This window comes from Alicyclobacillus contaminans DSM 17975 (genome assembly GCF_000429525.1).
GTDB lineage: Bacteria > Bacillota > Bacilli > Alicyclobacillales > Alicyclobacillaceae > Alicyclobacillus_A > Alicyclobacillus_A contaminans.
In genome coordinates, this window is the sequence record NZ_AUCA01000022.1 from 1 (window position 1) to 20,343 (window position 20,343).

The 20,343-nt window shown below is 61.0% G+C and carries 18 protein-coding genes and 1 riboswitch; of the genes, 12 read left to right on the plus strand and 6 right to left on the minus strand.

Annotated elements, in window-relative coordinates; genetic code table 11:
* The coding region (locus G463_RS19675) for a transposase (RefSeq protein ID WP_035486590.1) at window positions 1–226 on the minus strand (226 nt) is incomplete at its 3' end.
* A gap of 389 nt (window positions 227–615) precedes the next feature.
* Here G463_RS19675 and G463_RS0109450 point away from each other — a divergent pair.
* Both G463_RS0109450 and mctP read left to right on the plus strand, forming a co-directional pair.
* Window positions 616–831 (plus strand): DUF3311 domain-containing protein, encoded by a 216-nt coding sequence (locus G463_RS0109450; protein ID WP_026974977.1) that lies wholly within the window; start codon window positions 616–618, stop codon window positions 829–831.
* A 34-nt stretch (window positions 832–865) separates the two neighbouring features.
* Window positions 866–2,383, plus strand: coding sequence for a monocarboxylate uptake permease MctP (gene mctP, locus G463_RS0109455; RefSeq protein ID WP_026974978.1), 1,518 nt, complete (start codon window positions 866–868; stop codon window positions 2,381–2,383).
* Window positions 2,384–2,510: 127 nt separating this feature from the next.
* Here the strand turns inward: mctP and thrB are convergent, their stop codons facing one another.
* Window positions 2,511–3,473: a homoserine kinase gene (thrB, locus tag G463_RS19680; protein ID WP_051322144.1), complete on the minus strand. Its 963-nt coding sequence runs from the start codon at window positions 3,471–3,473 to the stop codon at window positions 2,511–2,513.
* Window positions 3,474–3,492: 19 nt separating this feature from the next.
* Complete coding sequence (thrC, locus tag G463_RS0109465; RefSeq protein WP_026974979.1) at window positions 3,493–4,581, minus strand: threonine synthase; 1,089 nt, start codon at window positions 4,579–4,581, stop codon at window positions 3,493–3,495.
* A gap of 259 nt (window positions 4,582–4,840) precedes the next feature.
* A riboswitch (SAM riboswitch) is annotated at window positions 4,841–4,953 on the plus strand.
* A 98-nt stretch (window positions 4,954–5,051) separates the two neighbouring features.
* On the opposite strand from thrC, the gene G463_RS19685 reads away from it, so the two are divergent.
* On the plus strand, window positions 5,052–6,368 hold the full coding sequence (locus tag G463_RS19685) for a homoserine dehydrogenase (protein WP_084171474.1): 1,317 nt from the start codon (window positions 5,052–5,054) through the stop codon (window positions 6,366–6,368).
* An 83-nt stretch (window positions 6,369–6,451) separates the two neighbouring features.
* Entirely contained in the window at window positions 6,452–7,411 is a 960-nt protein-coding gene (coaA, locus tag G463_RS0109475; RefSeq protein ID WP_035486593.1) for a type I pantothenate kinase, read from the plus strand.
* Window positions 7,412–7,521: 110 nt separating this feature from the next.
* On the opposite strand, the gene G463_RS0109480 is transcribed toward coaA, so the two are convergent.
* Together G463_RS0109480 and G463_RS0109485 are read right to left on the minus strand one after the other, a co-directional pair.
* A complete protein-coding gene (locus G463_RS0109480) occupies window positions 7,522–8,520 on the minus strand; it encodes a DMT family transporter (RefSeq protein WP_051322146.1) in 999 nt (332 codons plus the stop codon).
* An 80-nt stretch (window positions 8,521–8,600) separates the two neighbouring features.
* Window positions 8,601–9,860, minus strand: coding sequence for an adenylosuccinate synthase (locus tag G463_RS0109485; RefSeq protein WP_026974982.1), 1,260 nt, complete (start codon window positions 9,858–9,860; stop codon window positions 8,601–8,603).
* Window positions 9,861–10,080: 220 nt separating this feature from the next.
* On the opposite strand from G463_RS0109485, the gene G463_RS19690 reads away from it, so the two are divergent.
* The 5 genes from G463_RS19690 to G463_RS0109510 all read left to right on the plus strand — a co-directional run bounded on the left by G463_RS19690 (window position 10,081) and on the right by G463_RS0109510 (window position 14,963).
* A complete protein-coding gene (locus G463_RS19690) occupies window positions 10,081–10,995 on the plus strand; it encodes a LysR family transcriptional regulator (protein ID WP_051322147.1) in 915 nt (304 codons plus the stop codon).
* Window positions 10,992–12,293 carry a hypothetical protein gene (locus G463_RS19695; RefSeq protein WP_051322148.1) on the plus strand — a complete coding sequence of 434 codons (1,302 nt, stop codon included), beginning with the start codon at window positions 10,992–10,994 and terminating at the stop codon, window positions 12,291–12,293. Before G463_RS19690 ends, G463_RS19695 begins: the two co-directional genes overlap by 4 nt.
* Window positions 12,290–13,066 carry a lipoate--protein ligase family protein gene (locus tag G463_RS19700; protein ID WP_035486596.1) on the plus strand — a complete coding sequence of 259 codons (777 nt, stop codon included), beginning with the start codon at window positions 12,290–12,292 and terminating at the stop codon, window positions 13,064–13,066. The genes G463_RS19695 and G463_RS19700 overlap by 4 nt, the downstream gene beginning before the upstream one ends.
* Window positions 13,067–13,133: 67 nt before the next feature.
* Window positions 13,134–14,390, plus strand: coding sequence for an MDR family MFS transporter (locus G463_RS19705; RefSeq protein WP_084171478.1), 1,257 nt, complete (start codon window positions 13,134–13,136; stop codon window positions 14,388–14,390).
* A gap of 9 nt (window positions 14,391–14,399) precedes the next feature.
* Window positions 14,400–14,963, plus strand: a complete 564-nt coding sequence (locus tag G463_RS0109510; RefSeq protein WP_156900159.1) for a hypothetical protein — start codon at window positions 14,400–14,402, stop codon at window positions 14,961–14,963.
* A 10-nt stretch (window positions 14,964–14,973) separates the two neighbouring features.
* Here G463_RS0109510 and G463_RS0109515 read toward each other — a convergent pair whose 3' ends face one another.
* Window positions 14,974–16,278 (minus strand): uracil/xanthine transporter, encoded by a 1,305-nt coding sequence (locus G463_RS0109515; RefSeq protein WP_026974984.1) that lies wholly within the window; start codon window positions 16,276–16,278, stop codon window positions 14,974–14,976.
* A 60-nt stretch (window positions 16,279–16,338) separates the two neighbouring features.
* Between G463_RS0109515 and G463_RS0109520 the strand changes: the two genes are divergently transcribed.
* The 3 genes from G463_RS0109520 (at window position 16,339) to G463_RS0109530 (ending at window position 20,214) form a co-directional block, all read left to right on the plus strand.
* Window positions 16,339–17,058: an HAD family hydrolase gene (locus tag G463_RS0109520; RefSeq protein WP_026974985.1), complete on the plus strand. Its 720-nt coding sequence runs from the start codon at window positions 16,339–16,341 to the stop codon at window positions 17,056–17,058.
* A gap of 133 nt (window positions 17,059–17,191) precedes the next feature.
* Window positions 17,192–18,724, plus strand: a complete 1,533-nt coding sequence (locus G463_RS0109525; protein ID WP_026974986.1) for a Na+/H+ antiporter NhaC family protein — start codon at window positions 17,192–17,194, stop codon at window positions 18,722–18,724.
* 137 nt (window positions 18,725–18,861) lie between these two features.
* On the plus strand, window positions 18,862–20,214 hold the full coding sequence (locus G463_RS0109530; protein ID WP_051322149.1) for a glucose-6-phosphate isomerase: 1,353 nt from the start codon (window positions 18,862–18,864) through the stop codon (window positions 20,212–20,214).
* Window positions 20,215–20,343: the final 129 nt, after the last annotated feature.

Sequence of the window (20,343 nt, forward strand, 5' to 3'; positions counted from 1 at the left end):
TACACAACTGGCGGAACGACGTGATCTCGGGTCTGGTGAAGTACAGGTAGTGCATCCGGAAATAGGCCACTGGGGATGTGGGCTTGCGGCCGGTCTTCTCATACAGAGGACCAATCAGATGCTCCAGGAACGAATCATCAATGTGGACCACGTAATCAATCAGTGCAGGATCGAAGCCGAGCGTGTTATACTCGGCATATGGAAGCAGGTCCAACTGCAATTCCATGGGAAACGCACCTCCGGAACTGGTAAATTGTTTGTTTTGGTCAGCTACAATTTTACCAATTCTACGGTTAGGTGCGTTTTGCTATTCACCCAAAATCAACGGCTTTTCGGACACGCTCTATAAGGTGACTTGTCCTACAAGATACCTGTCCGTTCCAACCAGGAATGGTTCGTTACTATGATATGCATATCCGTGGTATCACACTGAGATGTCATGGATTAGCACCATGAGATCAGTCATCACGTATCAGTTACAAGGTCCCTTACATGTAAATGGTTCGGCGCGAACGTGTGATTTTTACCACTTTCTCTTGACACAAAACCTATCACACCGCACTATATTTAGAGTAGTTAAAAAAATCTATATTCTGCAGAAAGGGGGGAGAGGCCATGGAAGAACGGGGCAGCAAGTGGTGGTATGTCCTGCTCATCGTTCCATTTATCGCAACGCTGTATCCTCCGTTCTACGCCTCGGTCCAGCCGACGCTGTGGGGGATTCCGTTCTTTTACTGGTATCAGTTCCTGTGGGTGTTGATCAGCGCGGCACTGACGGTCATTGTGTACAAGGCGACCACAAAACGGCGCGCCACGCCACCGGAAGACTGAATGTAGAATAATCTGAATGGAAAGGGTGCACTTCATGCAGTGGCCGGCACTTATCGTATTTATCGTGCTGTTTCTGTTTGTGACGGTGCTCGGTTTTGTCGCCGCCCGCTGGCGGCAGGGAGACCTCAGTCAGCTCCATGAATGGGGGCTCGCTGGAAGGCGGTTCGGCACCGCCGTGACGTGGTTCTTGCTCGGTGGCGACCTGTACACAGCGTACACGTTCATCGCTGTGCCGGCGCTGATGTACGGATCGGGCGCTACGGGATTTTACGCGGTGCCGTACACCATCATCATTTATCCGTTCGTGTTTGTGGTGATGCCGCGTCTGTGGGCGGTCGCGAAGAAACACGGGTATGTGACGATATCGGATTTCGTCCGCGGCCGTTATGAGAGCCATGGTCTCGCCCTCGCTGTGGCCATCACGGGGATTCTGGCCACCATGCCGTACATCGCGCTTCAGTTGGTCGGCATGAAAGCAGTTTTAGAGGCCATGGGCATTGCCGGCGAGTGGCCGTTGATCATCGCGTTCATCGTCTTGGCGCTCTACACGTATACCAGCGGCCTGCGCGCACCGGCGATGATTGCGGTGGTGAAGGACCTGCTGATTTACATCACGGTGATTGCAGCCGTCATCATCATCCCCATCAAATTGGGTGGATTCGGTCATATTTTCCAATTGGCGCAACAGGGGCTCGCGGCCCGGCCGAAACCGGGTTCCCTCGTCATCGGCCCCAAAGCGTATGTGTCGTACGCCACGCTGGCGCTCGGTTCTGCGCTCGCACTGTTTCTGTATCCGCATTCATTGACGGGGATTTTCAGTTCCAGCAGCGGCAAGGTCATTCGCCGCAACGCGGCGCTGTTGCCCGCCTATTCGTTCGCGCTCGGCATCATTGCGCTGCTCGGGTTCATGGCGATTGCGGCCGGCGTGCATCCACAGTCCAACAACGGCGCCGTGCCTGCCCTGTTCCTGAAGGAGTTTCCGTCGTGGTTCGCCGGCGTGGCGTTCGCGGCCATCGCCATCGGCGCGTTGGTGCCTGCGGCCATCATGTCCATTGCGGCGGCGAATCTGTTCACGCGTAACATCTATCGTGAGTACATCAAGAAGGATTGCTCGCCGGCGCATGAGGCGAATGTGGCTAAATTCGTGTCGCTGGTGGTCAAGTTCGGCGCTCTCCTGTTTGTGGTGGCGATGCCGAGCGAATTTGCCATCAACCTGCAGCTGTTGGGAGGCATCTGGATTCTGCAGACCTTCCCGACCATCATCATCGGGTTATACACACGCTGGCTACATCGGTGGGCGCTGCTCATCGGGTGGCTGGCCGGTATGGTCACCGGCACGTGGATGGAGGCGGCCCTCAACTTCCAAGGCTCCACCTTCACCATCGGCTGGCTTGGCAACATTTCTGGATACGCAGCCATCTGGGCCCTGATTGTCAACCTTGTGGTCACCGTGGTCCTGTCCGTGATCTTCCACGCGGTGGGCTTGGCCAACGGGAAGGACAGCACCGAGCCCGTGGACTACAACGATCACGTATTGACGCTCGAAGCGTAATCGGCACGGCACGCGTCCAAACGCGGGCGGGGCAGGTGGGTTTCATCCCTGGGATGAATCCGCCTGCCCCGTGTTTCTTCGAACATAACAAAAGGAGAAGTCCGTGTCGTTGGCTGCGGCGCCTTCGCTATGCGAGCACCTCGGTCGCCACCGTCTGCTCCCGCGCGACCGTGAATACCTCACTTCGACAAGGGACGTTGTGTTCGCGCCAAGCGAGCGTCATCTGATCCGCCACTCGCCAGGCCACCCGCTCGTCGTCGCACCAGGCGAGAATCGACGGTCCGGCTCCGCTCAGCGTGGTGGTCATGGCGCCCGCCCGCAGCGCCGATTTGCGCACGTCCGCGTAGCCCGGGATGAGCGCCTCGCGGTACGGTTCGTGCAGCTTGTCCCCGAATCCACCTTTGAGAATTGACAGGTCTCCGGTGGACAGCGCCAGGGTCAGGCGTGCCGCCTGCGCCACGTTGTACACGGCGTCCGCGCGTTCCACCTGTTGCGGCAGAACGCGCCGTGATTCCTCCGTGAGCAGTGTGAAATACGGCACGGCCACCACAAAGTGCAGATGCTCCGGCACCGGCAGTGGAATCGTGCGGTAGCCCGTGTCGTCCGGGCAGCTCAGACATCCGCCGCCCTGGAAGGCCGGCGTGACATTGTCCGGGTGCCCCTCCATCTCCGTTGCAAGTTGGATCAATTCGGTGCGCGCCAGCGCCTTGTCCGGATCGTACTGTTCGAGCAGCGCATTGGCCAACAGGAGTCCGCCGACAATGGCGGACGCGCTCGATCCGAGTCCCGCCCCCACCGGGATGCGATTGTGGCAAACCAACTTCCAATCGGTGGGGACGCGCTGGCTGCCCACCTTTGCCAACAGGGTGTCCATCGCCGCCACGACCGCGTTGCTGCGGTCGGAGGGAAGCAGACGGCTGGATTCGCCGGTGACCTCGACCGCGAAGGGCACCCCAACTTCCACGTTCATTTCATTGAACAGCGTCAGTGCAATCCCCATGCAGTCGAACCCTGGGCCAAGGTTGGCGGATGTGGCGGGAACCCGAACGCGAAAGCGTCGAGCCGCGGAGGCACGGTGTGTTGAACGCATGTTGCTTGGCCTCCTTCCCTCACGCGTGCACGAGCGTGCTGGAGATGGCATCCTCCACGGCGGACCTGCGGCAATCCACCACGGTCGGTTCCTGAATGGCGGTGGCGATGGCGCAGTCCGGATCTTTCAATCCGTTTCCCGTGAGCACGCAGACCACCGTTTCACCGGAAACAATCCCGCCGTTGCGGTGCAGTTTCAGCAGTCCCGCCACCGAAGCGGACGACGCGGGTTCCGCAAAGATCCCTTCCGACGCCAGCAGGGTGTAGGCGGCGCGAATTTCGTCGTCCGTCACGAAGTCGATGGCGCCGCCGGAATCCGCCGCCGCCTGCAGCGCGAGGTGGCCGGATGCGGGCTTGCCGATGCGAATCGCGGTGGCGAACGTCTCCGGATGTTCAATCGGATGCCCTTTGACCAACGCGGCGGCCCCCTCCGCTTCGAACCCGTGCATGCGCGGGCGCTGGTCAATCACGCCGGCTTGGTGATAGGCCGTAAACCCTTTCCAGTACGCGCTGATGTTCCCGGCATTGCCGACCGGGATGCACAGCTTGTCCGGCACTCTTCCCAACGCGTCGCAAATCTCGAATGCCGCCGTCTGCTGTCCCTCCAGGCGAAGGGGATTGATGGAATTGACAATCGTGACCGGCAGTGATTCCGCCACCTCGCGGACCATCGCCAGCGCCTCATCGAAGTTCCCACGGACCGCCAAAATTTGGGCGCCGTAGATCATGGCCTGCGACAACTTGCCGAGCGCCACGTATCCGTCCGGGATCAGGATGATAGCTCGCATGCCCGCGCGCGCAGCGTAGGCGGCCGCGGAAGCGGACGTGTTGCCGGTCGATGCGCAGATCACCGTTTGGCGGCCGGCTTCCTTGGCTTTGGCGACGGCCACCACCATGCCTCTATCCTTAAAAGATCCGGTCGGGTTTGCCCCTTCCAGTTTCAGATACACGTGGGCGCCGGTACTTTGGCTGAGCCGGTGCGAGTATACCAACGGCGTGTTCCCTTCCCCCAGCGTCAACAGTGGCGTTTGCTCCGTGACGGGGAGCCACTCGCGATATTCCGTCAACAGGCCGCGCCACAACGAATGGCGCCGTGCTTCCTCTGTCATCCCTTGGACCTCCTTCGGCACGGACGTCGCGGCTTTTCCCGAATTTCCCTCGTCCGCCGCCCGTACGGCCAATTCTGCCGCATTCTCTACCTGAATTTCGCATATTATTTCATAAGTTTCGCGAACCAGCTCCGGGCTGTCAAGCCTCAGATTTTAACGGCTGACCTGTCGCTTCCGGGTCTGTCGCGAGATTGACGCTGAGGAAGTTTGGGTGATATAGTAACTTCCAAATTGAATGAGTGTTTCGCACACTGTGCAACTCTTATCCAGAGTGGCGGAGGGACTGGCCCAATGAAGCCCGGCAACCACCAGCGCAACCCGTTGGAGAGGTGCCAATTCCTGCAAACCGGGATCCGGTTTGAGAGATGAGAGGAGTGCTGATCTGGCAAGTTTGGCTTGTCGGGGACCGCTCCTTCGGAGCGGTCTTTCTTTGTATATTGCGCATCACACGGATGGTTGGAGGTAGAGCGATGACAAAGAGGTGTTTCGTCGGGTTGTTGGGCTGCGGCGTGGTTGGTAGCGGTGTGGTGCAGGCGCTGGCGTCCTGCCGAGATACCGTGCTGCAGCGATTTGGTGTGGACATTGAGGTGGTTCAGATTGCAGTGCGCCATTTGGAGCGACCGCGCCCCGCCCAAGTCCGTCGGGAGTGGTTGTGCGACAACTGGCGGGATGTGGTTGGAAATCCGCGCATTGACGTGGTGATTGAGGTGATGGGCGGTTTGCATCCCGCTTACGAGGCGGTGAAAACGGCGCTGTCGAGCGGGAAGAGTGTCATCACCGCGAACAAGGAGCTCCTGGCCATGCACGGTGCGGAACTGGCGCGCATTGCCCAGGAAAACCGGGTGACGCTGTTGTCGGAAGCCAGTGTATTGGGCGGCGTGCCCGTGCTGCACGCGCTGCAACACTATTTCTCCGCCAATCGAATTACCAAGCTAACCGCCATCGCCAATGGGACTTCCAACTACATCCTCACCCGCATGCGGCTGGCGGGCGTGTCGTTTCCCGAGGCGCTCGCGGAGGCGCAGGCAGCCGGCTACGCGGAGGCGGATCCCTCCTTCGACGTATTGGGATTGGACGCAAGGTCGAAGCTGCAGATTCTGTGCCAGGCGGCGTTTCATGCACACCTGGACGGACAGAGCATCGCCTGCGAAGGCATCGCCCACCTGGACGCGGGAGACCTGGCCATTGCGGAAACGCTGGGGTGCCGCATTCGCCACGTGGCGCTGGCGGAACCCACGCTCGACGGGATTCGCGCGAGTGTTCGGCCGATGTTGATTCCAGAACACCACCCCCTGTTCGGGATTGACGGCGTCAACAACGCACTCTGCATCGACGCGGATTTGGTGGGGCAGTTGGTCTACGCGGGCCCCGGCGCCGGCGGGGCCGCCACAGCCAGCGCGGTGGTTGAGGACCTCGTACAACTGTTGACCGGAGGCGCCGGTGAATCCCAGGGGGCACTCCGGCCCGCGGCGGCCGTACCCGCGGTGTTCCCCGCGTACCTCATCTGGCGGCGCTGGACGGGTCGGCACCAGCTCGGCCCCAATGGGCTGCCGATGGACGGGGGCGTGGTGCCCACCGTGGACTACCTTCCGCTCCCAGCGTTGAACGTGGAGTGTTGGGTGGTGCGGGCGGATTTTCCGCTCGAACCGGGCATCGTGGACGGTCTCCTGGATACGGACGGCGAACCGATGCGATGTCTGCCGTTTTTGGAGATCCCGAGGAACGGCGCCGGCGTCTTTTCCGCCGTTGAGGTGGCGGACGCGGAAGCCCGCATGCGCGCGGACTGAAATCAGTTGCATGCGGGAACTCGATTGCGGTACGCTGTACCACGTGCACGCTGTAACCTGGTCCTGTGAAGGAGTCTTGCACGATGACGAAGCCACCGCTGTCGAAGCGTTCGTTCTCTCCTTACGTATCATTCCGTCGCGAAGATTGGGCTCGTCTGCGTGACGCGACACCGTTGCCGCTCACGGAGGAAGAACTGGAGCGGCTGCGGGGGTTGAATGAACAGATCTCGTTGGACGAAGTCTCCCAGATCTATTTGCCGCTGTCCCGTCTGCTCAACATGTACGTTGCTGCGACGCAAAAACTGTTCACAGCAACGCACACCTTTCTTGGGCATCCGTCGCAAAAGGTTCCATATATCATCGGAATTGCCGGCAGTGTGGCGGTGGGAAAAAGCACGACCGCCCGCATCATTCAGGCGCTGCTCGCCCGGTGGCCGAATCACCCCAAGGTGGACCTAGTTACCACCGACGGGTTTCTGTATCCCAACCGGATCCTTGAGCAGCGCGGCATCATGAACCGCAAGGGGTTTCCGGAAAGCTACGATGTTCGCCGGCTGGTGCAGTTTGTGGCGGCCGTCAAGTCGGGAGCGCCGGAGGTCAAGGCGCCTGTGTACTCTCATCTGGAATACGACATATTGCCGGATGAGTTTCACGTGGTTCGGCAACCCGACATCATGATTCTGGAGGGGTTGAACGTGCTCCAGATCAATCCGACCTCGGGTCGCAAGGGGCCGCAGTTGTTCGTGTCCGACTTCTTTGATTTCTCCATTTATGTGGACGCCGACGAGGAGCACATTGAGCGCTGGTATCTGGAACGGTTTCACACGCTGCGAGAAACTGCGTTCCGCAATCCGAACTCATACTTTCATCGGTACGCGCACATGTCGGCGGAGGAAGCGGACGCCTACGCTCGGCGGATTTGGAAGGAAATTAACAGCGTGAACCTGCGCGAGAACATTCTGCCCACCAAGCACCGCGCCGACCTCATCCTGGAAAAGGGGGAGTCTCACGCCGTGCAAGGGGTTCACCTGCGCAAACTGTGAGTGTGTGCTTCCGTATTCGGGCGTCCCGTGGGGCGTGCGGAATGGGAACCTCAGACGGATAAAAACATCGCCCGCCCGGGGTGACCGAGTTCGGGCGATGTTTGTCTTTCTTACGGGGAACCGCTTTCCATCCTGTATGTTTCCTCATGGTGCGTCCGAGATGATGCGCCCGACCGAGACCCGGTGGCGAGGATGCTGACCGTGCCGAGAATGCATAACCCCCCGAGCAGGGTCGACACCCCGAGCGGCGTGTGCAGCCAGAGCGCGCCGGCCGCCGCGGCAGACAGCGGTTCGATGTTCGCCAACAGGCTGGCCTCCGTCGGCGTGATGTGATGCATGCTTGACAAGTACAGGTAAAACGCCGCCAGAGTTCCGAACAGAACCACAAACGCCACCAGGGATGCGGACGAGAGATGCCAACGCATTGCCTGGCTTTGCCACGGGCGTGCCACGGCCAGCAGCGGCAGGCTGCCGATGAACATGGCCCAACCGGTGGTCAGGGCGGCCCCCCATTCGCTCATCAACCGTCCGGGATACAGCGTATAGAAAGCGAGCGCAACGGCGGACAACAGTCCCCAGATCACGGCACCGGGCGGGACCACCATGGTTCGGAGGGATCCGTTCGTCACAAGCAGGAATGTGCCAACCAACGCGAGACCGAGCGCGGCGCGTTCTTTCCCGCTCGGCCAGGTGCGGCGCCGAACGGCCTCCGACATGAGGATGACGGCGGGAGCCAAGTACTGCAGAAACGTCGCGGTGGCGGCGTTGCCGAGCTGGATGGAGGCAAAGTACGTGTACTGCACGCCGACCAACCCGAACAGGCCGAAAATGCACACGCGCACACCATCCCGCGGGTGCTGCCAGATTTCGAACACGCGGCGCCAGCCGGATTGAATGCCCACCATGACCAGCAACAGTAGGCCAGAGACGCCCATGCGTACGGTGACGAGCCAGCCGGGCTCAAACCCGTCGGCCTGAAACAACTGCTGCGCTGCGGTGCCGGACAGTCCCCAGAGCGTGCTGCCCACAAGGACCATCCAGATGCCGCGTGTTCGATGCTTGGCGCGGGAGAGGGGGGCCGTGTTCTGTTGGGACAAGGTGTTTGTCATGAGCGTGTCAACCTTTCCCGCGAGGGTTGTGTTGATAGATACTATGACGCCGAGTACGGGCTGGCGTCAATCCCGCCGCGTCACCGCACCAGCGTTTGTTTCCGATCCGGGCCCACCGACACGTAGGCAATCGGCACGCCAACGCGCTGTTCGACGAACTCCACGAACGCTCTGGCGTTGGCGGGCAAATCATCGTACGAGGAGACGTCATCTATATCCTCCTGCCATCCCGGCAGCGTTTGATACACAGGTTGGACCTGCTCCATGTCCGCGGTCAACAGCGGTGTGTCGTGCACCTCGCCGTTCAGTTCGTAGCCCGTACAGACACGAATCTCAGGCAATCCGGACAGCACGTCCAACTTCATCAGCGCGAGTTCCGTATACCCGTTCAGCCAAGCGCCGTACCGCAGCGTGGGCAAGTCCAGCCAGCCGCAGGCGCGGGGGCGGCCGGTGGTCGCTCCGTACTCGTGCCCCTTGTCGCGCAGGTACTGGCCAAATGCATCGTCCAGGCGCGTCGGGAACGGTCCTTCGCCAACCGCCGTCGTGTACGCTTTGGTGATACCTGTAACGCGGCGAATGGCGGTGGGGGGAATGCCTGCCCCGACGGACGTTGCGCCCGCAATCGGATTGGAGGATGTGACAAACGGATAGGTCCCCCAGTCCAGGTCGCGCATGACGCCCAACTGCCCTTCCAGCAGCACATGCTGTTCCGCCCGAATCGCCTTTTGAATCAGCGGCAGAGAATCCTGGATGTGCGGCAGCAGCACTTCGCGCGCAGCCATCAGTTCGTCCCACATCTCCTCGAACGATCCGCTGAATTCGGCCATCCCCGGCATCCGCTGCAGCTTCGCTGCAAACGCTTGCTCGAGCCGCTCTCTGAAGCGGCGGAGGTCCCGCATCTCGCCAATTTGAATGCCGAACCGTCCTGTCTTGTCCTGATACGCGGGGCCAATGCCCTGCAGCGTGGTACCCACTTTTTTCTTCCGCGAAGCTTCTTCGTACGCGTCCTGCCAAATGTGGTACGGAAGCACGAGATGAGCGCGCTCCGAGATCACCAAATTGTCCGTGGAAATCCCGGCTTCCTGCAGTGTGCGCAGTTCCTTGACCAGGTTGGCCGGGTGAATCACCACACCGGTGCCGAGCACGCACACGGTGGATGGATTGAAAATACCGGACGGCACCAGGTGCAATGCAAATTTTCCGTGTTCATTGACAATGGTGTGACCCGCGTTGCCGCCGCCCTGGTAGCGGATGACCATGTCCGCTTGCACGGCGAAGTAGTCCACCATCTTCCCTTTTCCTTCATCCCCGAACTGAGCACCCACCACTGCGTGCACCATCCGAGCAACCCCTCCTCTATCAAGCCCCGCTGTAACGGGGATACCAGCTTGCGCGTCATGATGTACGCGACATCCAATTTGTAGTGTATGATGTCCGTATCTATGTGTAAAATTGATTTATTGCATACCATTGATACGGATTTTGCATAAATGCCCGCCGAACCCGTCGCGGTTGGGTGGTGGCAGCGTGGCGACAATCCGGGGGAATGGAGGGACAGGCGTGTTTTCGCTGCTCGAGACGTTTGTGCACATCGTCGAACAGGAGACGCTGGTCAAGGCTGCGGAGGTGATGCACCTGTCGCAGCCCACCGTCACCCGCCACCTGCAGCAGCTCGAAGAGGCATACGGCATGCCGCTCTTCAACCGGTCTGGTCGCAAACTGCTGCTCAATCCTGCCGGTGAATTGGTCTATCGATACGCGAAGCAGCATCTCGCGCTCGACGAGAAACTGCGCGACGAACTGAATAGTTTTTCCGATCCCGAGCAGGGCACGGTGCGCCTGGGCGCGGGATTGACTCTGTCCATCTACCTGCTGCCGCCCGTGCTCGCCCAGTTCCGGGCCCATCATCCACACGTGGCATTTCAGGTGCGGACCGGAAGTTCCGCAGAAACATTGCGCGCGTTGCGGGAGCGCGAGGTGGATGTGGGGCTGGTCACCACCTTTCCGGAGCCGAATGACGACCTGGAAGGCGTTCCGCTCCTGCGGGATCCGTTGCGCGCCGTGGCCGCTCCGAATCATCCTCTGGCCCAGCGGACGGATGGCGCCACGCTGGAAACCATCCTGGCGCAGCCGCTGGTCCTGATGAAGCGGGGATCGGGCCTTCGCGACATGGTGGAGGAACTCGCGGCCAACCGGGGCGTGGCCCTGACCATCTCGATGGAGACGGACAGTTTGGAAAGCATCAGTCGACTGGTGCAGCATGACGCTGGGATCTCGTTTTTGCCCCGCACCCTGGCGGCGGACGACGTGGCAGCGGGGCGTTTGCGCGTCATCCGCATCACCAACGCCTCCCTCGGTGCCCGCACCATGACGCTGGTGACGCGCAGGGACGGCATGCTGCCCGCGTGTACGGCACTGTTCTGCCAAGATATTCGCCAATGGCTGCGAGGAGAAATGGAGGAGAAGGAACCATGATTGACGTACTGCGGCGGCACGCCCGCCCGCTGCTATGGCTGGTGGCCATCAACGCGGTGCTTCGGGGCGCTTGGCTGTGGTGGGTGCACCCGCCGCAACTGTACGATTTCTCGTGGTATTACACGCACGCCGTGGGCATTCTGCACGGAGAAGGATACAGCTGGTACGGCCATCCCACAGCGTACTGGCCCATGGGATATCCATTCTTTCTGGCCGGGTTGTTTGCTTTGTTCCGGCCATCGGTGCTCCTTGGCCTCGCGGTCAACGCCATGCTGAGCACCGCCACCGTGCTGGTGGTCTACTCGCTGTCTCTGTTGGCGACGGCGAGGCGCCGCGTCGCGTTCGCTGCCGCGCTCGGGTATACGCTGCTGCCCAGTCAGATTGAGTGGAATGCGGTGCTCGGATCGGAAGCGTTGTACACATGCCTGTTGATGGCCGGCCTGGTTTTATACGCGTGGCTCCGGCAACGCGAGAAATCCCCGGCCCTGCTGGTTTGCGCCGGGCTTTGCGTCGGCGTTTCGTGCGTCGTGCGTCCCATTGCGCTCCTGTTTCCATTGGCGGTTCTGTGTGTGGAACGGTGGAGCTATCGACAGTCGTGGCGGCGGTCCCTGGTTCACGGCTGCGCGTTTGCCCTCGGCCTGGCGATTGGCGTGATGCCAGCCACGCTGCGCAATCTGTTGGTGATGCACCACTTCATTGTGGTATCTACCAACGGAGGCGTGGATTTGTGGCAGGGAACGCACGTGGACGGCGTGTACTTCTGGTCATGGGATCCCAAAGTCAATCCGCTTCTCCCCTACAGCCAGAACGACGTTCTGCAGAACCAGGTGGCGACGCACGTGGCGGTGCAGTACATCCTGCATCATCCGCTGCGAACGTTTCTGCACGGCTTGGCCAAATGGTTTTTCCTCTATTGGCAGGACAACAACGTGGTCGGTGTCACTTTCGGCCAGCTGACACCCGCTTGGTCCCCGCGCGCCCTGTGGTGGACAGGTGTCGGCAATACCGCCGTCTACTACCTGTGGATGGCGGTGGCGATGGTCGGGCTGTGTTACGGATTGCGGCACCGCATACCGCTGTCGCCGGCTTGGTGGTTGGCGTTCGCCTACGTCATTTACAACACGGCCATCTTTTTCTTCTTTCCGGCGTGGGACAGGTTTCGCTACCCCATCATGCCCTGTCTCGCCGTCAGTTTTGGCGTCGGTTGGATGGTCGTCTCGGAGCGCTGGCTGCAACGTCGCCGCTTGCCGCGTCTGCTACTATGGAGACGTCAGGATGAGGAGGAGGAACGGGTGTGAGTACCGCATGGAAATGGCCGGAAGATATCGCGGTGGAATGGATCGACGACATTCACCGGCCGCAATACAACAATGATCTCGATCCGGCGCTGGGCCGGGCCGTCGCGGCGGGCGAGCGGCCACCGCTGATCCGCGTCTGGCGGGCGGCGCGCCAGGAGGGCATTGCCGTGAGCCGGAAGGATGTGGCCACCGAAGGTGGACAGGCGGCGCAACGCCAGTTGGAAGCGGAAGGTTTGCAGGTGGTGGTGCGTCAGACCGGCGGCACCGCGGTGCCCCAAGGGGAAGGCGTGGTCCATGTGTCGTACCTGTTTCCCCGTACGTCGGCCAAGGTGACCACCGACGATTATTACCGGGCGCTCTGCACGCCGCTGATGGCGTGGCTGCAGGGACATGGCTGCAATGCAAGCACCGGCGAACTGCGGGGCAGCTATTGCGACGGGAAGTACAACATCCTCGTGGACGGCCGCAAGTTGGTGGGGACGGCTCAGGCGTGGCGCGGCGGCCTGGCTGGAGTTCGCTCGGCGCGGCCGGGGTATGTGCTCGCGCACGCGAGTATCGTGGTGGACGTGGACATGGCCGTGGCCACCGAACGGATCAATCATTTTTACGAATTGGCCGGGAATCCGTATCGGGTCGAGTTGCAGACATCGACGACGCTCCGCGCGTGCGCGCCAGCGTGGCTGGTCGGACAATCCGCCGCCGAAGCGGCGGACACTGTGGTGCGCGACCTGATGGGTTTTTACGAACAGTGGCTTCAAACCGCGAAGCGGTGATTCGGCAGGGAGTTTCCCCTATCGGCTGCACTTGTCTGAATGGTATACTTCAGAGCGGTGATGAAGGGTGCAGCTGAGACGGACATCGAATACAACCCGACATTCCGTGCGGGATTATCCGCTGACGGTTTGGTTGCTCGGCATCGGATGTTTTCTCAATGTGGGCGGCCTTTCGTTGCTTTGGCCGGTGAACGCCATTTACATTCATTCGGTGCTGCACCAGCCGCTGACGGTGGCGAGCCTGGTGCTGATGGTGTACTCCGGCGCGGGATTTATCGGCAGTTATGTGGGCGGACGCCTGTACGACGCGCTGGGCGCCACGCCCGTGCTCGTCGCGGGCTTGGTGTTGTCGGCGATACTGATTTTGATTCCCGTGGCCACCGCCGACTGGTACACGTACATTGCGGTGATGGCGCTGTTCGGCGCTACCTGCGCCATCCCCTTTCCGGTGTTGAACGCGATGGCTGGCCACGCCTGGCCGGAAGGCGGCCGACGGGCGTTCAATTTTCTGTACGTCGCCAACAACCTGGGGGTGGCTGCCGGCACCGCTGTCGGGGGCGTGCTCGCGCAGTGGTCGTTCGACACTGTGTTCATTGGCATCTGCGCGGCTTATCTGCTGTTTGTCCTGCTGGTGGTGGGCGTGCTCCGCAAACCGTTCGCAAGAATCTCCGAGGTGCGGCGCCAACACGCTGCAGCCGCAGATGACCAGGTGTCTATGGCCGTTCAGCCGCGGGTGCCCTGGGTCCCCGTGGTGGTGATGTTCATCGGCTACGTATCCGCGTGGATGGTGTACGTCCAGTGGCAGAGCACCATTTCCGTGTATATGAAGGCCATTGGGTATCCGCTCACCATGTACAGCGTGCTCTGGACGTTGAACGGCCTGCTCATCTTTGCCCTGCAGCCGCTCATTTCTCGAATTGTGGCGCGGTGGTCGTCGCTGTCCGCGCACATGATTGCGGGGACTCTGCTGTACGCCGTCGCGTTTGGCCTGCTCATTCGGGGAAACCAGTACCCGATGTTTGTGGCCGCCATGGTGGTGACCACCGTGGGCGAATTGTTCGTTTGGCCGGCGGTGCCTGCGGCCATCGCGGTGTTGGCTCCGGACAACCGCTTGGGCACGCTGCAGGGATTGGTCGCCAGCTGCGCCACACTGGGGCGGATGATTGGCCCGGTGATTGGCGGGGTGCTGTACGATCATACGGCCATGGCCAACGTTCTCGTCGTGATGTGCTGCGCCACGGTGCTGCCGGCGGCCTGTTTCATCGGGTTCGGATGGCTGAACCGGAGAGGCTTGTCGGCGTCCGGTGTCCCCCATTCCAGCTGAGCGCGCATGATGGAAACCGTTGATTTGTCGGTGATCCTGGGCTACTGTGAAGAGGAATCCACAGGCATTCGGAAGCGAGGGGTACGGATGCGAGAAAGCGGTTTCTCCGCGGCGCCCACGGACACATCACGTCTTCGGCGCCATCGTTGGCTGTTCCTGGCTGGATTGGGCGTTGTCCTCGCCATTGGCGCCGCGTTCGCGGCCCTGACGCTGCAGGCGCTGCGCTACCGCGCAGACAACCGCGGCGAGTTTGCAACGTACATCGCCAACCACCAACTGGGGCAGGTGGATCTCAGCGATGACGACGCCGGTCTATCCCAGCCGTTCTGTGTTGTGCATCTGGCGAGAGACGTGGCGGACAGCCGGATGGAACAAACGCTGTACGACCTAATGTATCAGTACCACACGCTGGACGACGGGACGCAGCTGACGGTGGAGTATCGCAATCCGTCCACCGGCATGACGCACATTCTCGGCGACGCGGTGTACGACAAACCGAACCACGTGCTGCGGCTGACCATCAACAGCGCCGCCGGAGAGCGCGTGGTCACGGAATCCGTGGACTGGAGCTGATGGTTTCACCTCACGAGCCGTCTTTGGACGCTTGCTGTGTCCACCGACGCCACGGCAGGCGCTCCAGCAGCACGGACACGATGATGCCGACCAACATACCGTTGCTGAGCAGCGGCTGCAGCAGGGACGGAAGTGTTGCAAATGCCTCGCTCGGCGTGTTCTGAATGGCCAAACCCAGCAGTGTGGGCAGGGCGATGCGAAAGATGGTGCGAAAGTCGAACGCAATGCCTTGAAGGTTGTTCAGGGCCGCGCCGAATAACTGCAGATACGCCACGAACAGCACCGCGCTGCCGACACTCTCCGGGAGTGTGGCGAAGAAGCCGGAGAGCGTTGGAATGGCGCCGAGCATGGTGAACAGGGCGGCGCCGATGGCAAATGGCGTGCCGTCCAGCAAGCGGGTGGTTCGCAGAAACCCGATGGACGAGGTGTACGGCGCGTACGGAACCAGCGCCAGCGGCCCCGACACGGCGGTGAACAGGCCGGACAGTAGCAGGGAGCGGCGGTATTGCACATCCCGGATGCGGGTTTGAAACACGGGTTCCGCCGCCCGCAGGGTGGCGATGGTGTTGGTGGTGTTGAGCAGGGCGGTCGTCGCGCAGGTCAAGACCATGCTGAGCTGCCAATGCGCGGGCCCCCACGCGAATCCCTGTGCGATGTCTGTCCACCGGGGCACCACCAGCCGCTGACTCGCGCCGAACAAGAGTTGATAGGCCAACCAACCGCCGGCCAATCCAATGAGGATGGCAAAATGGTTGATGAGACCTCTTCCGGCGATGGTCAGGGCGCTGACCAATACCACCACCGTCAGCGACAACAGTGCCACCGGAATGATGAGGCGGCCGGACGCCGTCATCCCGAGCATACCCCGAAAAAAGATGCTGATGAGCTGCGATGAGAGCAGAAATAGAAGGGTTGCCATCACCACTGGGGAGAACCAGCGGTTCAACCACCGGTGTAGCCCGAGCACACCAAAAATAACGACCAAAAGACCGCCCAACACAATCCCCACACTGAGACTGCCTCCGACCACCGGCAATGGTACGCCGGACGCCACGCCCAACTGCGCCAGCCCGAGAATCACGCTCCACCACATTCCGGATTGCCCTTCCATCAATGGCAGCCGGTGGCCAATCAGCCATTGAACAAGGCAGGCGATGCCGGTTACCACAAACGATCTCGACATGGCCCCGGCGACCATTTCGGGCGGCTGGTGGAATGCACTGCCCACGGACAGCGGAATCACGACGGTGTTCGCAAACATGAAGCCGAGCCATTGGACGCCGGCGATGGTTTGCACCCATAGGGCGCGCTGCATGGCGGTGCACTCCTTTCTGTGTCTTGTTGTACCATAAGAAGGGTCTAGGAGGGACAGCCCATGCGACCATACCGCGTAATTTTTTTCGATTTGGATCACACGCTGGTGGACACCAATCGGCAGCACCAGCTCAGCTTGCAGCGCACCGTGCAAACCCTGTACGGCGGTCAGGTGCCACAGGACTTCATTCCTCGGCTGCTCCGGCACCATGACGCACTCTGGAAACAGTACGACGAGCGTATCATCAGCATGCAGGAGCTTCGCCGCCAACGGTTTCTCCGAACCTGGCGGGACTACGGCGTGGAACGCACCGATGACGAAGCGGACGTGTTCAATCAACTCTACATGGATGCCGTGGAAGAGGCGTTGTTTGCGTTTCCGGGCACCCTCGCGATGCTGGCCAACTTGGCGGCGGATCATCAGCTCGGTATCATCACCAACGGCTCCCCTGATTTACAGTGGCGAAAGATGCAGGCAACCGGTATCAGCAAATATATTCCGGAAAGCGCGCTGATCATTTCCGAACATGTCGGCGCCGCGAAACCGCATCCGAGCGTGTACGCGGCTGCGTGTGCCGCGTTGTCCGTCGCGCACGGGGAAGCGCTGATGGTGGGAGATAACTATGCGGCGGATGTGGCTGGGGCGGAAGCTTGTGGATTGGACGCCCTGTGGTACGTTCCAGATGCAGGCATGCCCCACCGCCTTGGCGAGCGCACGGCCTACAGGACGGCGGAAGAAGTCGTTCTGGCCATTCGGGAACGGGAACTCGCGCGGCCCTGACCTCGGGATCGGGAAAGCCGGCGAAGATACGGTGGAAAGCTGCGGGCAGGTGGGTAGATGCTTCGTATGAATCGGCGGATCCAGATGCAGGTTATGAACGAAATCTGTTGACTTTCAGGAAAGAGGTGCTTTCGTGTACGCCAGTATCTGGTCGCTGGTTCCATACCTCGTCGTCGTACCCATCTCCCTGCTGACGCGGCAGGTGCTGCCCGGTTTGTTCGTCGGACTCGTGGTCGGCGCATACATGCTGCATCCGACCTGGTTCGGCGGTGTCGATGCCACATTGTCGTACATACTGAAGGAGTTGGCCATCCCGGACAACCTGCGTCTGATTGTCTTTCTGTACGGCTTCGGGGCGTTTGTCGGACTGGTGCGTGTCACCGGCGGAGTCAGCGGATTCGCGCGCTGGATGTCAACCCGCATTCAATCCGTCCGCGGAGCGTTTGCGGTGACCTGGTTGTCCGCTGCGGCCACATTCATGGCGCCGGATTTCCGCATCATCACCGTGGCGCCGGTGATGAAACAAGTGTTTTCCCGACTCCACATTCCGCCGGAAAAGGTGGCGTTTGTGATTGATGTGACGTCCACGCCCCTCTGTGCCGTGATTCCCATCGGCACAGCGTTCGTCGGATACATGGTCGGGCTCATCAGCACATCCGCCCGCCACTACGGGATTGCGGGCAGTCCGTTTCGCCTCTTTGTGTCGAGTATTCCCCTGAACCTATTCGCCTTCCTGATCATGGCCTACGGGCTGTTCACCACGTTTCGGCCGCAGCGGACGGTGAACCCGCAGGAGGAACGACAACCGGTGACGCAGGAGCGGCGGCTGTCGCTGCCGGTGGACAGCCGTCTGCGGTTGGCATCGCAGCGGCTGCGCATGGAAACCGCCGGTGAACTCACGGCGCAACCGACGGAGCACCGGAACGCAGAGCACCGGGACGATGATGTTGTCGATCCGGTCGAGGTCCTGTCCGAACACGTACCGCCAAAGCTGGTGAACCTGGCGCTTCCGCTCCTGCTGCTGCTCGCGCTCACGCTGTTCCTCACCTGGTGGGACGGCCACCAAAGGGCCCCCGGTTTGTTTCCGGCGTTGGCCCAGGCCAACGCGGCCAAGGCGATGCTGGAGGCGCTGCTGATGACACTGGCGTGCAGCTTCGTGTGGTACACCGTGCAACGCCACCCCATCCAACGCACGTTGTTTGGTTTTCTGGCGGGCGGCAATGAGATGATGAGCGTGATTGTGCTGCTCGTCTTGGTGTGGGCGGTGTCGGCCGTTTCCAATGACCTTGGTTTCACGCAGTACGTGGAGCGAACCATCGGCCACCTTGTGCCTTCTGCGTTTGTGGCACCGGCATTGTTCTTATTCGGATGCGCGCTGTCGTACGTCATCGGCAGTTCGTTTGGAGCCTGGGGGATGCTGTTGCCCCTCGGGTTTTCGCTCGCCGCCGGTACGCACGCATCCGTCGCGTTGATTGCCGGCGCCGTGTTCGCCAGCGGGACGTTCGGCGGGTTTGTTTCACCGCTCAGCGACGGCACCGTGGCGATGGCCACCGTGATGAAAATGCCGCTGATGAGGTACGCCCGGTACAAGCTGAAGCCGGCGCTGTACGTCGCAGGGGTGAGCGCGGTTGGGTATGCCGTCGCCGGCTGGATTCTCCCCGGGTGAACCGCTGCCGATTTGGTATTTCCGATGAGTTGTGATAACACTGAATCAGACGGTGCTGGCTTGAAGACGTCGCGGCTGTGTATCGTCATCCGCGTGCCGCGGTGTTCAACGCATCGAAGGAAAGGAGCCAATGCAGCGTGATAGACCTCAACTTGCAATTTGCCAAAGATCACATCGCCGATGAGGAGTGGCAGCAATTGCAGCCGTTTGTGGAAGATGCGCATCGACGGCTGCACCAGGGGCAGGTGCCGGGAGCGGATTTCTTGGGCTGGATTCACCTGCCGAGCCAAACGTTGCAATCCGGCGTCGCAGATATTCTCAGTGCTGCAGAAGAAATTCGCGCGCAGGCGGACGCGCTGGTCGTCATTGGGATTGGCGGCAGCTACCTGGGGGCCCGTGCTGCGTTTGAGTGGGTCAAACCGGAGTACTATAACCAATTGCCTGCGGAAGTGCGCGGCGGCCCGGAGCTGTACTTTGCTGGCAACCATCTGAGCCCCGTCGCGCTGCAGCAGCTGCTGAACGTGCTGCAGGGAAAACGCGTCTGCTTGAACGTGATCTCCAAATCCGGCACCACCACCGAACCTGCGGTCGCCTTCCGAATTCTGCGCAAATGGCTGCAGGACCAGGTCGGAGTGGAGGAGGCGCGCAAGCGCATCTATGTGACCACCGACCGGGCGCGGGGCGCGCTCAAGAAGTTGGCCGACGAAGAGGGCTACCGCACGTTTGTCATTCCGGACGACGTGGGGGGCCGCTATTCCGTACTGACCCCGGTCGGCTTGTTGCCACTGGCCGCCGTCGGGGTGGACATCCGCGCGCTGTTGGAGGGCGCCATGCAGGCGGAACAGCGGTTGTCCACGCCAAAATTCGAAGACAACCCGGCCTATCGCTACGCTGCGGTGCGCAACGCGCTGTACCGCAAAGGCAAGACCACGGAAGTCCTCGCGCATTATGAGCCTTCCCTCCGATTGTTCGCGGAGTGGTGGAAGCAGTTGTACGGGGAGAGCGAAGGAAAGGACTTCAAAGGCATTTATCCATCTTCCGTCGCCTATACGACCGATCTTCATTCGCTGGGGCAATACATTCAGGAAGGGTATCGCAACCTGTTTGAAACCGTGGTGAACATTGAGAAGCCCGCTGTCGACTTGACCCTGCCGTCCAATCCGGAGGTGGACGACGGTCTCGAGTATCTCGCTGGCAGACCGCTGTCCTGGGTCAACGATACGGCGCGCGTCGCCACACAGCTGGCGCACTCGGATGGACAGGTGCCCAATCTGTTGGTGACCGTGCCGGATCAATCCGAGGCGTCGCTCGGACAGACGTTTTACTTCTTCGAATTGGCCTGCGCCATCAGCGGGTTGTTGCTCGGCGTGAATCCGTTCAACCAACCCGGCGTGGAGGCGTACAAGGTCAACATGTTTGCGCTCCTTGGCAAACCGGGGTATGAAACACAGCGCAACGCGATTGAAGGGCGCCTGAAGGCAGGCAACTGACAGGCGCTGCGCCCCTTTGTTTCGTAACGCGCAGAAATTCGTTACAATAGTGACCAGCACATCCATGAGCGGCGGTGCGCCATCGGGCGCCCGCCGCTCGGCTGTCGGAATGGACGGTAAAGCGTTCGG